Source organism: Paracoccus sp. T5 (assembly GCF_048538155.2).
In the GTDB taxonomy this organism is placed as follows: domain Bacteria; phylum Pseudomonadota; class Alphaproteobacteria; order Rhodobacterales; family Rhodobacteraceae; genus Paracoccus.
This window is the reverse complement of the sequence record NZ_CM135809.1, coordinates 2,859,437-2,872,563: the sequence shown is the minus strand read 5'-3', so window position 1 is coordinate 2,872,563 and position 13,127 is coordinate 2,859,437. Positions and strand designations below refer to the sequence as shown.

The following is a 13,127-nucleotide window of genomic DNA, read 5'->3' as shown; positions in this document are numbered from 1 at the left end:
GGACGGCCCCGGTCAGCCGTAGAGCGTCAGCGGCAGCCAGGTGACCAGGGCGGGGAACAGGATCATCGCGGCGCACATCAGCAGCACCATGACGATGAAAGGCAGCACGCCCATGATGATGTCGGTCGTGCTGACCTCGGGCGGGGCGATGGCCCGCATGTAGAACAGCGCATAGCCGAAGGGCGGCGACAGGAAGCTGGTCTGCAGCACAACGGCCATCAGGACGACGAACCACAGCGGATCGATCCCCATCTCTCCGACCAGCGGCAGGAAGATCGGAAAGGACAGCAGGACGATCCCGGTCCAGTCCAGGAACATCCCCAGGATGAAGACCACCAGCAGCATCACCGCGATCAGCGTATAGGGGTCGTCGGCCAGGCCGCGGATCAGGTCCTGGCTGGCGCGCAGGCCCCCGGTGATGTTGAAGACGCCTGTGAAGGCGGTGGCGCCCACCACGATGAACAGGATCATCGCGCTGGTCCGCCCGGTTTCCAGCAGCGCCGAATAGAAGGTCGCCCATTGAAAGCGGCCGCGCATGATGACGATCAGCAGGGCCAGCAGCGCGCCGATGGCGCTGGCCTCGGTCGCGGTGGCGATGCCGGCCAGCAGGGAACCCAGGATGCCCAGGATCAGGATCAGGGGCGGCACGGCCTCGATGACCAGCATCTTCCACATGGCGGCGCGGCTGATCTTGTCTGCCTCGGTCACCTTGGGGGCCCAATCGGGGCGCATCCAAGCGATGATCACCACATAGATCGCGTACATGACCCCCAGCAGCAGCCCCGGGATCATCGCGCCCGCGAACAGCTGGCCCACCGACAGGCCCGGTGCATAGGAGGCCATCAGGATCAGCATGATCGACGGCGGGATCAGGATGCCCAGGCAGCCCGAGGCGCCGATCAGCCCCGTGGCCAGCCGCTTGTCATAGCCGTATTGCAGCATCGGGCGCAGCGCCATCATCCCCATGACGGTGATCGAGGCGCCGATGATGCCCGTCGTCGCCGCCAGCAGGATCGAGATGAACACGACCGCCAGACCCAGCCCGCCGGTGACGCGGCTCATCAGGTGGCGCAGCGCCTCGAACATGCGGTCGGTCACGCCGCTGTCGGAGAGAAAGCGCGCCATCAGCACGAAGAGCGGGATCGCAATCAGGACATAGTTGTCCAGCACGTCGCCGAAGATGCGGTTGATGACGATGCCCAGCACCATCGGCTTGCCGGCGATGAAGGCGCCGAGGACCGCCGTCCCGCCCAGAACGAAGGCCAGCGGATGGCCCATGAACAGGCCCAGCACCAGCAGGCCCGACATGATCAGCGCGATCGATTCACCCGACATCGCGCGATCCCGCTTCGTCGGTCCGGTCCAGCAGCAGCTTCAGCACCTCGCTGACCCCCTGGATCAGCAGCAGGCAGGCGGCCGCGAACATCGCCATCTTCAGCGGATAGACGGGCAGCTGCACGGCGCCATAGGTCAACTCTCCCTGCCGCCAGGAGGTCATGGCGAAGGTCCAGCTGTGCGTGGCGAAGATCCAGGCGAAGGGAAAGAAGAAGATCGCATAGCCCGCGATCTCGACCCACCGGCGCAGGCCGTGGCGCATCCGCGCCGTCAGCAGATCGACCCGCACATGCGCCTGGTGGCGCAGCGCATAGCCGCCCAGCATGATGAAATAGAAGCCGTAAAGCTGTTTGGAGACGTCAAAGGCCCATCGCGTCGGCTGTCCCAGCACATAGCGCATGAAGACGTCATAGATGATGATGCCGGCAAAAATCAGGGCGACGACCGACACGATCCGGCCGACGACCTCATTGATGCCGTCGAACAGACGGACGATCCCCAAAACTCACAGCCCTCCCCAGAGCGGCAGGCATTTTCTGCACCTGCATCATGTGCAGTCTTTCCATTGACCCGGCCCCTGTCAATGGCGGCCGCATTTGCAAAGCCGCCCGACCTGCCCCATCTAGGAGAGGTGACGTGAGGAGACTGACATGGCTGGCGGATGGGCCCGCGACGACGCGGTGAACGAACAGATCGAGATTTCGACGGCCGAGGCCGTGGCCCGCGCCCGCCTGAATGCGGCCCGGCGTGCGGCGCAGGGGGACAGCGCCACCCATTGCGCGGAATGCGACGATCCGATCCCGGAGGCGCGCCGTCAGGCGCAGCCCGGTGTCAAGCTGTGTGTGGGCTGCCAGTCCGGCCATGACCGCACGCGGAGGCCGGCAGGCGGCATGAACCGGCGCGCCAGCAAGGACGCATTGCTGAAATAGCAGGGTCGGCGTCGATGGGCGCCGTCACCAGCGCAGGACGACCGAGCCCCAGCTGAGCCCGCCGCCGATCGCCTCGGTGACCAGCACCTGGCCCGGCTTGAACTGGCCACGACCATCCGCGACCGACAGCGCCAGCGGGATCGAGGCCGCCGAGGTGTTGCCGTGATCCGCCACCGTCAGGACGACCTTGTCCAGGGGCAGGCCCATCTTCTGGGCCGTGGCGGTGATGATGCGCATGTTGGCCTGGTGGGGCACAAGCCAGTCGACGTCCGACCCGGTCAACCCCGCCTTGTCCAGCGCGGTATGGGCAGTCTTGGCCAGCTTTTCGACGGCATGACGGAAGACCAGGTTCCCCTGCATCCGCAGCTGCCCCGCCGTGCCGGTCGAGGAGACGCCCCCGTCCACGTACAAAAGCTCGCGGTGGGTGCCGTCGCTGTTCAGGTCGCAGGAGAGGATGCCGCGGTCGTCGCTGGTGCCCGCGCCCTCCTGCGCCTCCAGCACCACCGCGCCGGCGCCGTCACCAAAGAGCACGCAGGTGCCGCGGTCGGTCCAGTCCATGATGCGGGAAAATGTCTCGGCGCCGATGACCAGCACGCGGTTTCCAAGGCCCGCGCGGATCATCGCGTCGGCATTGGCCAGTGCAAAGACGAAGCCGGCGCAGACGGCCTGCACGTCATAGGCAAAGCCGCGCGACATCCCCAGGCCCGACTGGACCATCGTGGCCACGGCCGGAAAGGTGAAGTCGGGGGTGGAGGTCGCCAGGATGATCCCGTCGATATCCGCAGCCGTCATGCCAGCCCGGTCCAGCGCCGCGCGGGCGGCGCGGATGGCCAGGTCGCTGGTGGTCTGGCCTTCGGCGGCAAAGTGGCGCCGCTCGATCCCGGTGCGCGACCGGATCCAGTCATCGCTGGTGTCCAGCCGGCTTTCGAACCAACTGTTCTCGACGACGTTTTCGGGCAGGTAATGGCCGGTGCCGCGGATGACCGAACGACGGGTCACGTGGATGCTCCTGTCTCGGCCGCACTGGCCGAAGCGGCTGCGCCTTGCGCCACGCGGGCGGCCAGCCGGTCCTGAAAGCCCGACTTGGCCAGCGTGAAGGCCAGCTTGATTGCCGCCGAGACGCCGGTGGCGTCGGCCGATCCGTGGGATTTCACGACCGTCCCGTTCAGGCCCAGGAAGATGCCGCCATTCACGCGGCGCGGGTCGATCCGCTTTTGAAGGCGCTTGAGCGAGGACATCGCCAGAACTGCTGCGAACTTGGACATGATCGAATTCGAGAAGGCGTCCTTGAGGAAGTCTCCTACAAGCTTGGCGGTCCCCTCGCCGGTCTTCAAGGCAACGTTGCCCGTAAAGCCGTCTGTCACGATCACATCCACGCGCGACGAGGGCAGATCGCCCCCCTCGACGAAGCCCACATAGTCGAAATTTCCGGAATCGGCCGCGGCCTCGATCAGGTCATGCGCCTGCTTTAGCTCGCTTCGGCCCTTGTGCTCCTCGGTGCCGACATTCAGCAGGCCGACCCGCGGCTGGCTGACTCCCAGGCCGTTGCGGGCATAGGAAGCCCCCATCAGCGCATATTGCAGCAGATCATGCGCATCGGCGCGGATATCCGCCCCCACGTCCAGCATGATGTTGAATCCCTGCGGGTTGCGCGACGGCCACAGGCAGGCGATGGCCGGGCGGTTCACGCCGGGCAACTTGCGCAGGCGCAGCATCGACAGCGCCATCAGCGCACCGGTGTTGCCGCAGGACACGGCGACCTGCGCCTCTCCCTGCTTGACCGATTCGATGGTGGACCACATCGAACTGCCCTCGCCCTTGCGGACGACCTGGCTGGGCTTGTCATGCATGGTCACGACGGACCCCGCATGGCGGATGTCGCAGCGGCCTGCCAAGGCCTTGCGCTTGCCGATCAGGCTGCGCAGCTGGACCTCGTCGCCATGGACGATGAACTGGATCTCGGGGTTCTTCTCGGCACTTTCGGCCATGCCGGCGACCACGACCGCAGGGCCGCGATCGCCGCCCATGGCGTCAACCGATATCACCACGCTGCCCCCGGTTTCGAGGGCGCGCGGTGCCGGCGTGATCGCGGGTTCGACGGTCATGAAGAGGTGCCGCGAACCGTGATCAGGCCGCGTCGTCGTCCAGGTCGATCTCGTTCGCCTGCGCGATCACTTCGCGGTCGGCATAATGGCCGCAGGACGGGCACACGTGGTGCGGACGCTTCAGCTCGCCGCAGTTCGAGCATTCGTTCGGGTTGCCCGCGACCAGAGCATCATGCGCGCGACGCATGTTGCGCTTGGACCGGGTTACGCGATTCTGAGGGACAGCCATGTCACCACCTCGGTTTGTCAGGGTGCTGCGTCGTGACGCCTTGGCACCGGAGATTTGAATTCGTAAATGAACCGCGCAGATACGCCATGACAGCCGCGCCCGCAAGCCCTCGTGGCCGTGGGACGGGATGAATTGCGCCGCGTTCCGGCCTCATTTGCCCCGCTGTGGCTGCGATTTCCCGTTTTTTTCTGCTGTTCGGGCAGAATCGCCGCCGCATTGTGGCGCCAGGGCCACGCCCATGACCGGCCGCCTCCTTCAGGATTCGCCGCTCTCGCCGCGCAGCAGCTTGTCCAGCCCCGCAAAGGGCCGGCGCGTATCGGCGGCGGGTTCCTCGGGCTGCGGTGCGGCCAGGCCCGCGCCTTCCGCGCGCGGATATTCCGGCAGACCCAGGCTGAGCGCCTCGATCATGATCGCCGTCAGGTCGATGAAGCTGCCCAGGGGCTCGACCGTCTCGTCCGGCATCTCGATCTCCTCGGCCTCGGGTGCGCGGGCATGGGGGGTAAACTGGATGCGCACCGGCTCGTCGATGTCGCTGCGCACCGGCTTCAGCGTGACCACGCAGGGCTGGGTGACCCGTGCCGCCAGCCGGCCGGTCAGCAGCCAGCCGTCGCTGCCATGGGCGCGCATCTCTCCGCGGAAATCCAGCCGCGACAGGGCGTCTACGCCCAGTTCCTGGGCGATCGCGGTGCGGGTCGGCTCGTCCGGGCGGAGGTGAAAGGGAGTCGGGCTGTTGGGATTGAGATGCGCCACGCGCAGGCGCTGCGGATGCTGTTCGGGTGCGGTCATGGGGCCTCGGGGGTCTGGGGCGGGCAGGAGGGCGGCGGTCCGGCGCAGGGGCGGCGGCCGGCGGATTGATATTCTTGAGCCGGGTGGCCGAGTTTGCTAGGCAGGGCGGGCCGCGTCAACCGCCCCAAGGAGGGACCACCCCCATGACCGCCATCAGAAGCCTGATGACACTGGCATTTCTGGCCGTCCTGGGGCTTGCCGCCTGCACGCCGATCTATCGCAACCACGGCTATGTCCCGCCCGAGACCGAGCTGGCGCAGGTCGCGGTGGGCCAGACGACGATGGACGACCTGCCTGGCCTGATCGGCCGTCCGACGGCGCAGGGCCTGCTGACGGGGTCGGGCTGGTACTATGTCGGTTCGCGCTGGCGGCGCATGGGCGCCGCCGCCCCCGAGGAGATCGACCGCCAGGTGGTCGCGATCTCGTTCGCCGAAGGCGGCGTCGTCAGCAATGTCGAACGGTTCGGGCTGGAGCGCGGCCGCGTCGTCACCCTGTCCCGCCGCGTGACCGACGGCAGCGTGACGGAGATCTCGCTGGTCGGGCAGCTGCTGGGCAACCTCGGCAATTTCCAGGCGGGCGACTTCATCGACTGATCCCAGGCGTCCGGCGGTCGGCGGGCGGGGCAATGCCGCTTGCCTGCACCGGGCGGCCGGACTAGGGCAGGGGCAGACCCCCGGAAGAGGCCGCGCCATGACCGCTTTGGATGATCTTGCCCCCATTCCCTTCCACGATGCCGAGGCGCCGCAGCGCGCCCGGATGCTGTCGCGGCTGGCGGATACGGAACTTGCGGTGGCGCTGCTGCGCGAGCCGGTCCGGGACGCGGTCGAGCTGCAGATCTTTGAACTGGAGGGCGCCCGCGTCGCCCTGGCCTGCGACAGCGAGGATCGTCTGGCGGGCTTTTTCGGCCAGCCCACCGCCTATGCCGCCATGCCGGGACGGGTGCTGGCGGGGCTGCTGAAGGCCGATGGCGCGGGGCTGCTGGTCAACCCGGGCCATCCGTCCGAGATGCTGCTGGATGCCGGCATGCTGGATTGGCTGATCGGCGCGCTGGAGGCCCGCCCGGAGGAGGCCGAGGCCCGGATGACCCTGACCGCGCCCTCGGCCGAGGTCGCGGCGGCGCTGTCCGCGCCCCTGGGCGAAAGGCTGGCCGACCTGCGCGGACTGATCGCCGGCGCGGCGCTGGTGGGGATCGCGGGCGCCCAAGGCCACCTTCTGCTGATCGCGGGCGCCCCGCCGGACCGGCAGGCTGCCATCGCCAAGGCAATGGCAGAGGCGCTGGCCTTCCTTCCGCCGCAGCCCGGCGGGGTCGATATCAGCTTTGCCGAGACGGTCGCCCCCGCGGGCGCCTTGCTTTTCGACCTGACCCTGCCCGAGCCCGAGGTCCAGGCGCCCCTGCCCAAAGGTCCCCCGATCCTGCGCTGAGGTGCCAAGGCCGGTTGCACCCGCCCGCCCAACCTGCGACAAATCCGCGATGGATATTCGTCACAAAGCCCTGCTCGTCCACCTGCTCACCGCCAGCGGCGCCGTCCTGTCGATGCTGGCCATGCTGGCTGCCGTGGACGGCGAATGGGCGCTGATGTTCCTGTGGCTGGTCTTTGCCTTTGGCGTCGACGGGATCGACGGCCCGTTGGCCCGCCGCTACGAGGTCACCAGGAACTGGCCCGCCTATGACGGCGTGCTGATGGACCTGATCATCGACTATCTGACCTATGTGTTCATCCCGGCCTTCGCCCTGTTCAAGTCGGGGCTGCTGTCGGGCTGGACCGGATGGTTCGCGATCATCGTGATCGTCTTCGGCAGCGTGGTGTATTTCGCCGACACGCGGATGAAGACCCGCGACAATTCCTTTGCGGGCTTTCCGGGCTGCTGGAACATGGTCATCCTGGTCCTGTTCGCGGTGCAGCCGCATTGGACGGTCATCCTGGGGATCGTCACCGCGCTTGGCATCGCCATGTTCACCAATATCAAGTTCATCCACCCGGTCCGGACGGAACGCTGGCGCGCCATCTCTCTGCCGATGGCGGTGCTCTGGGTCGTCTTTGCCGGCCGCGCGGCCTGGGTCGATTTCCACCCGTCCAGCTGGGCGATCTGGGGGCTGGTCATCACCTCGGTCTGGCTGCTCCTGGCCGGTGCCGCCCAGCAGCTGATCCCCGAACGGCGCTGACCGCTCAGCCGCCCTGCCGGGCGGTGCGCAGGTCGAAGGCGCCATAGGTCGCCACGACCAGGAAGCACAGGCCCGGCACGATATAGGACAGGACCGCGCCCTGCGCATCCAGAACGGCGCCTTGGACCAGCGGCATCAGCGCACCGCCCAGGATGGCCATGACCAGTCCGGCCGCGCCGAACTTGGTGTCATCCCCCAGCCCGTGCAGCGCGATGCCGTAGATGGTGGGAAACATCAGCGACAGGCAGGCGGACAAGGCCACCACCGCCCAGACCCCTGCCACGCCCGGGCCCGTCGCCGCAAAGACGCACAGCCCCGTGCCGGCCAGGGCCATGACCGCCAGCAGCAGGGCGGGGCGGATCACGCCCATCACGCCCACCATGACGAAACGGGCGATCAGGAAGACGATCAGGCTGGCCTGCAGATACCAGCCGGCCTGCGCCTCGGTCCCGCCAAGGGCTGCCAGGACATACTGGATGGTGAAGGTCCAGACACAGGTCTGCGCCGCCACGTTGAAGAACTGCGCCAGCACGCCGAAGACGTAATGGCGGTTGGACAAAAGCCGCCGCAGCGTGCCCGTGAAGTCCAGGGGCCTGGCCCTGTCCCCTACCTGTTCGCGCGGCGTCGGCATCCGCATCATCGCGATGGCGACCCAGATCGCCAGCAGCACGAAGGCGAAGCCGACATAGGGCGTCATCACCGCCTGCAGCTCGGCCTGCTGGACGGCGCGCAGCGTCTCGGGCGCCATGGCGGCGCGGTCGGTGGCGCTGGCGGTGTTAAGCTGCGGCAGGATCAGCGTCGCTGCCAGGAAGACCCCGATATTGGTGCCGACCGGGTTGAAGGCCTGGGCCAGGTTCAGGCGGCGGGTGCTGTTGGCCTCGGGGCCCATCGCCATGACGAAGGGATTGGCCGAGGTTTCCAGGATCGACAGCCCGCCCGCCAGCAGGAACAGGGCCATCAGGAAGAACCCGAAGGTCATCGCCTGCGCGGCCGGATAGAACATGAAGGCGCCCAGGATCGCGCAGCCCAGCCCGGTCAGCATCCCGGTCCGGTAGGACCAGCGCCGGTTGATGAAGGCCGCGGGCAGCGCCAGCAGGAAATAGGCCCCGTAATAGGCGAACTGCACGAAGGACGCCTGCAGCGTCGTCATCGAGAAGATGCGCGAGAAAACCTGGACCAGCGGATCGGTCATGTTGGCCGCGATGCCCCACGCAGCGAAGCAGGTCACCAGCAGGGCGAAGGGCAGGCGCATACCCGGATGAACGAAGGGGGGCGGGGTCATGGCGGGGTCTTCCTTGGCGATCTTCAGCCGGGGCCTCGTTGCACAGAATGCAGGGAACGGAAACCGCCAAACGGCATGAAAAAGGGGCGGGCGCAGATGGCGCCCGCCCCTTGGGAGCAACGGGTGGAACGGCTTATTCGTACTTGCGGATCTGGCCGGACTTCAGCCGCGACATGTAGCTGTTCATCTCGGCCTTCACGATTGGCATCAGCAGGTAGAGCGCGATGATGTTCACGACCGCCATGGCAAAGATCGCCGCATCCGAGAAGTCGATGACCGGGCCCAGGCCCGCCGAGGCACCGATGACCACGAAGAGGCAGAAGATGACCTTGAAGATCAGTTCCTTGGTCTGGCCTTCGCCAAAGAGGAAGGTCCAGGCCTTCAGGCCGTAATAGCTCCACGAGATCATGGTCGAGAAGGCGAAGAGCACCACCGCCAGCACCAGGATGTAACGGAACCAGCCAAAGGCGCTGCTGAACGCATCCGAGGTCAGCGCGACGCCGCTGTTGCCGGTGACGGTCTGGATCTGGGTGCCGGCTTCGTTCAGCACGAATAGGCCGGTGGTGGGGTCGGCGACCAGCTGGCCCGTGATGATAATGACCAGCGCGGTCATGGTGCAGATCACGACCGTGTCGATGAACGGCTCCAGCAGCGAGACGAAGCCTTCGGTCACCGGCTCCTTGGTGCGCACGGCGCTGTGGGCGATGGCGGCGGAACCCACGCCCGCCTCGTTCGAGAAGGCGGCGCGGCGGAAGCCCTGGATCAGCGCGCCGATGGCGCCGCCGACCACGCCGTCATTGGTGAAGGCGCCGGCGAAGATCTGCCTGAAAGCCTCTCCGATCATGTCGTAGTTCATGGCGATGATGATCAGCGCCGTGATGACGTAAAGCGCGGCCATGAAGGGCACGATCTTTTCCGTCACGCGGGCGATGGATTTCAGGCCGCCGACGATGACCAGAAAGACGATGACCGCCATGACCACGCCCGTGATCCAGCCCGGATAGTCGCCCACGACGTTGATGATCTGCGCATGGGCCTGGTTGGCCTGGAACATGTTGCCGCCGCCAAAGCTGCCCAGGATGCAGAAGATCGCGAACATCACCGCCAGGAACTTGCCGCCCGGCAGGCCGCGTTCGGCAAAGCCCTTGGTCATGTAGTACATCGGCCCGCCCGAGACGGTGCCGTCGGCATATTCGTTGCGGTATTTCACGCCGAGCGTGCATTCCGTGAACTTGGAGGCCATGCCCAGCAGGCCCGCCAGGATCATCCAGAAGGTTGCGCCCGGCCCGCCGATGCCGATGGCCACGGCCACGCCCGCGATGTTGCCCAAGCCCACCGTGCCCGACAGGGCCGTGGTCAGGGCCTGGAAATGGCTGACCTCGCCTGCATCGTTCGGGTCGGAATAGTCGCCCCGCACCAGCGCGATGGAATGACCGAAGGCGCGGAACTGGACGAAGCCGAAATAGAGGGTGAAGACGGTGGCCGCGATGACCAGCCAGCCCACGATCCAGGGGAAGCTGGTGCCGGGGAAGTTGGAAAAGATCAGGCTGACGAACCAGCCCGTCGAATTGGCGAACACTTGGTTCACGGTCTCGTCGATGCCCTGCGCCGCGGCGGGCGCGGCGGCCAGGCCCGTCGCCAGCGCCGCGAGTGCCGGCGCGTTCCATTGTTGTTTCATTGTTCCTGTCCCTGTTGTTCTGGAGCCGCGGCGCGTCATGGCACGATCACCACGGGAACCGGCGCCACCTGCGCCAGCGTGGCCGCGACCGACCCGAAGATGCGCGAGGCAAAGCCCGAATCGCCCATGCGACCGATGAAGATCATCGCGGCCCCCTCGTCCTTGGCGATCCGGCACAGCGTTTCGGCGATATGGCCATAGCGCAGGGCGGTGGCCACGGGGATCCCGGCCTCCTCCACGCGCTTGACCACCGGGGTCAGGATCGCCGTCTCGGCGCGCTGCAGTTCCTCGGTGCGGCGGCGGTGGCGTTCCTCGACCTCGCTCGGCGTCAGAAAGCTGTAGGGCGACCATTCCAGCACATGGGCGATCAGGATGTTGTCGCCCTGTGCCTGGGCGCGGGTGATGGCGAAGTCGAGCGCGCGTAACGACGCTTCGCTGCCGTCGAAGCCGACGACGATCTTGCGTGACATTTGTGCCCCCATCTGTTGATTATCGTTGTGGTTTGGTGCCGGAAGGATAGGCACGAGGCCCGGTCAGGACCAGCAAAAATGTGTCGCTACAATCCCGTGGCCTGTCCGGTGATGCGCCGTTGCCGCTAACGGACGCGCGGCTGCCCCGTCCTGACGCAGTCCCGAAACATGACGGTTTGGTCTTTTCAAGCCGGCGCCGGGACGGCATAGTCGCGGCCATGACCCGGATGCTCCATATCGCCCCTGCCACGACCGCACCTCAGGGTGCGCGCCTGGCCGTGCATCTCCGTGGTCTGCTGCTTCTTACGCTGCGCTGAGCGGGTCTTCCGGGCCGCCGCTCAGTCAGGTCAGCGCCCGGACCCTCCCGAAGACCTCGTAAGAAAGACAGACAGATGACCGATCAGAACCGCGTCGTGATCTTCGACACCACGCTCCGCGACGGCGAACAGTCGCCCGGCGCCACCATGTCCCATGCCGAAAAACTGGAAATCGCCCAGATGCTGGACGAGATGGGCGTGGACATCATCGAGGCGGGCTTTCCCATCGCCTCGGAGGGCGATTTCGCCGCCGTCAGCGAGATCGCGCGTCAGGCGCAGCACAGCGTGATCTGCGGCCTGGCCCGCGCGCAGCTGCCTGACATCGACCGCTGCTGGGAAGCCGTAAAGCACGCCCGCCGCCCGCGCATCCACACCTTCATCGGCACCTCTCCGCTGCACCGGGCGATCCCGAATTTGGACATGGACCAGATGGCGGACCGCATCCACCAGACGGTGACGCATGCCCGCAACCTCTGCGACAACGTGCAGTGGTCGCCCATGGACGCGACGCGGACCGAACACGATTACCTTTGCCGGGTGGTGGAAATCGCCATCAAGGCGGGCGCCACGACGATCAACATCCCCGATACCGTGGGTTACACCGCGCCGCGCGAAAGCGCCGCCCTGATCGCGATGCTGCTGGAGCGGGTGCCCGGCGCGGATCAGATCGTCTTTGCCACGCATTGCCACAACGACCTGGGCATGGCGACCGCCAATGCCCTGGCCGCGGTCGAGGCGGGGGCCCGCCAGATCGAATGCACCATCAACGGCCTGGGCGAACGCGCCGGCAACACCGCACTGGAAGAGGTGGTGATGGCGATGCGCGTCAGGAACGACATCATGCCCTATCAGACGGGCATCGACACGACCAAGATCATCGGCATCTCGCGCCGCGTGGCGGCCGTGTCGGGGTTCCCGGTCCAGTTCAACAAGGCCATCGTGGGAAAGAACGCCTTTCTGCACGAAAGCGGCATCCATCAGGATGGCGTGCTGAAGAACGTTGAGACCTTCGAGATCATGCGCCCCGCCGATATCGGCCTGACCGAGAACAACATCGCCATGGGCAAGCATTCGGGCCGCGCGGCCCTGCGCGCCAAGCTGGCCGACCTGGGATACGAGGTGGGGGACAACCAGCTGAAGGACATCTTCGTGCGGTTCAAGGCCTTGGCCGACCGAAAGAAGGAGGTCTATGACGACGACATCGTGGCGCTGGTCCTGGATGCCGCGGCCAACACCGACAGCGACCACCTGCAGGTCAAGCATCTGCGCGTGATCTGCGGCAGCGACGGCCAGTCGGCGGACCTGACGATGATCGTGGACGGCGTGGAAAAGCGCGCCGAGACGACCGGCGACGGTCCGGTGGATGCCTGCTTCAACGCCGTCAAGGAAATCTTTCCCCATGCCGCGCGGCTGCAGCTGTATCAGGTGCATGCCGTGACCGAAGGCACCGATGCCCAGGCCACGGTCAGCGTCCGCATGGAGGAGGAGGGGCGCATCGTGACCGGCCAAGCGGCCGACACGGACACGATCCTGGCCTCGGTCAAGGCCTATGTCGGCGCGCTGAACCGGCTGATCCTGCGCCGCGCGATGACCGGCCGTGACAGCGATGCCAAGCAGATCAGCATGTATTCGCACTGAAAACAGCCAACAGCGGCGGGGCACATCCCGCCGCTGTTGTTCTTTGGCCGACAGCAACCTGCGATTGCTGGCGCGGAGGTGCATCTGGGCTTTCCGGGTGGGACGTCCCGCTCTATACGGAGCGATGCCTGACAGGGCGATTCAGGGCACCTGCCCTTCCGGAACATCAAAACAGGGCAGGCCGGGCCAACCGG

General features: G+C 66.6%; 14 protein-coding genes. 5 read left to right on the top strand and 9 right to left on the bottom strand.

Features of this window, described 5'->3' with window-relative positions; all coding sequences use genetic code 11:
• Window positions 1-12: 12 nt before the first annotated feature.
• Window positions 13-1,335 (bottom strand): TRAP transporter large permease, encoded by a 1,323-nt coding sequence (locus tag ACNR9W_RS14155; protein ID WP_419270116.1) that lies wholly within the window; start codon window positions 1,333-1,335, stop codon window positions 13-15.
• On the bottom strand, window positions 1,325-1,837 hold the full coding sequence (locus tag ACNR9W_RS14150; protein ID WP_419270118.1) for a TRAP transporter small permease subunit: 513 nt from the start codon (window positions 1,835-1,837) through the stop codon (window positions 1,325-1,327). Before ACNR9W_RS14150 ends, ACNR9W_RS14155 begins: the two co-directional genes overlap by 11 nt.
• Before the next feature lie 148 nt (window positions 1,838-1,985).
• Between ACNR9W_RS14150 and ACNR9W_RS14145 the strand changes: the two genes are divergently transcribed.
• On the top strand, window positions 1,986-2,264 hold the full coding sequence (locus ACNR9W_RS14145; protein ID WP_111299765.1) for a DksA/TraR family C4-type zinc finger protein: 279 nt from the start codon (window positions 1,986-1,988) through the stop codon (window positions 2,262-2,264).
• 24 nt (window positions 2,265-2,288) lie between these two features.
• Here ACNR9W_RS14145 and ACNR9W_RS14140 read toward each other — a convergent pair whose 3' ends face one another.
• The 4 genes from ACNR9W_RS14140 to ACNR9W_RS14125 form a co-directional block, all read right to left on the bottom strand.
• A complete protein-coding gene (locus tag ACNR9W_RS14140) occupies window positions 2,289-3,263 on the bottom strand; it encodes a beta-ketoacyl-ACP synthase III (RefSeq protein WP_419270120.1) in 975 nt (324 codons plus the stop codon).
• On the bottom strand, window positions 3,260-4,369 hold the full coding sequence (plsX, locus tag ACNR9W_RS14135) for a phosphate acyltransferase PlsX (RefSeq protein ID WP_419270122.1): 1,110 nt from the start codon (window positions 4,367-4,369) through the stop codon (window positions 3,260-3,262). Before plsX ends, ACNR9W_RS14140 begins: the two co-directional genes overlap by 4 nt.
• 22 nt (window positions 4,370-4,391) lie before the next feature.
• On the bottom strand, window positions 4,392-4,598 hold the full coding sequence (gene rpmF, locus ACNR9W_RS14130; protein WP_090742511.1) for a 50S ribosomal protein L32: 207 nt from the start codon (window positions 4,596-4,598) through the stop codon (window positions 4,392-4,394).
• A gap of 255 nt (window positions 4,599-4,853) precedes the next feature.
• Window positions 4,854-5,384, bottom strand: a complete 531-nt coding sequence (locus ACNR9W_RS14125; RefSeq protein WP_419270124.1) for a YceD family protein — start codon at window positions 5,382-5,384, stop codon at window positions 4,854-4,856.
• Window positions 5,385-5,527: 143 nt separating this feature from the next.
• Between ACNR9W_RS14125 and ACNR9W_RS14120 the strand changes: the two genes are divergently transcribed.
• The 3 genes from ACNR9W_RS14120 (at window position 5,528) to ACNR9W_RS14110 (ending at window position 7,548) form a co-directional block, all read left to right on the top strand.
• The gene (locus ACNR9W_RS14120) at window positions 5,528-5,977 is read left to right on the top strand and encodes an outer membrane protein assembly factor BamE (RefSeq protein WP_419270126.1); all 450 of its coding nucleotides are present in this window, start codon (window positions 5,528-5,530) and stop codon (window positions 5,975-5,977) included.
• A gap of 97 nt (window positions 5,978-6,074) precedes the next feature.
• Window positions 6,075-6,806 carry an SseB family protein gene (locus ACNR9W_RS14115; RefSeq protein WP_419270128.1) on the top strand — a complete coding sequence of 244 codons (732 nt, stop codon included), beginning with the start codon at window positions 6,075-6,077 and terminating at the stop codon, window positions 6,804-6,806.
• Window positions 6,807-6,855: 49 nt separating this feature from the next.
• On the top strand, window positions 6,856-7,548 hold the full coding sequence (locus ACNR9W_RS14110; RefSeq protein WP_419270130.1) for a CDP-alcohol phosphatidyltransferase family protein: 693 nt from the start codon (window positions 6,856-6,858) through the stop codon (window positions 7,546-7,548).
• Window positions 7,549-7,552: 4 nt separating this feature from the next.
• Here the strand turns inward: ACNR9W_RS14110 and fucP are convergent, their stop codons facing one another.
• The 3 genes from fucP to ACNR9W_RS14095 form a co-directional block, all read right to left on the bottom strand.
• The gene (gene fucP / locus ACNR9W_RS14105; protein WP_419270132.1) at window positions 7,553-8,830 is read right to left on the bottom strand and encodes an L-fucose:H+ symporter permease; all 1,278 of its coding nucleotides are present in this window, start codon (window positions 8,828-8,830) and stop codon (window positions 7,553-7,555) included.
• A 133-nt stretch (window positions 8,831-8,963) separates the two neighbouring features.
• On the bottom strand, window positions 8,964-10,508 hold the full coding sequence (locus ACNR9W_RS14100; protein WP_419270134.1) for an alanine/glycine:cation symporter family protein: 1,545 nt from the start codon (window positions 10,506-10,508) through the stop codon (window positions 8,964-8,966).
• A gap of 35 nt (window positions 10,509-10,543) precedes the next feature.
• Complete coding sequence (locus ACNR9W_RS14095; protein WP_419270136.1) at window positions 10,544-10,978, bottom strand: universal stress protein; 435 nt, start codon at window positions 10,976-10,978, stop codon at window positions 10,544-10,546.
• Between the two features lie 392 nt (window positions 10,979-11,370).
• On the opposite strand from ACNR9W_RS14095, the gene ACNR9W_RS14090 reads away from it, so the two are divergent.
• Window positions 11,371-12,933 carry a 2-isopropylmalate synthase gene (locus ACNR9W_RS14090; protein WP_419270137.1) on the top strand — a complete coding sequence of 521 codons (1,563 nt, stop codon included), beginning with the start codon at window positions 11,371-11,373 and terminating at the stop codon, window positions 12,931-12,933.
• Window positions 12,934-13,127 lie beyond the last annotated feature (194 nt).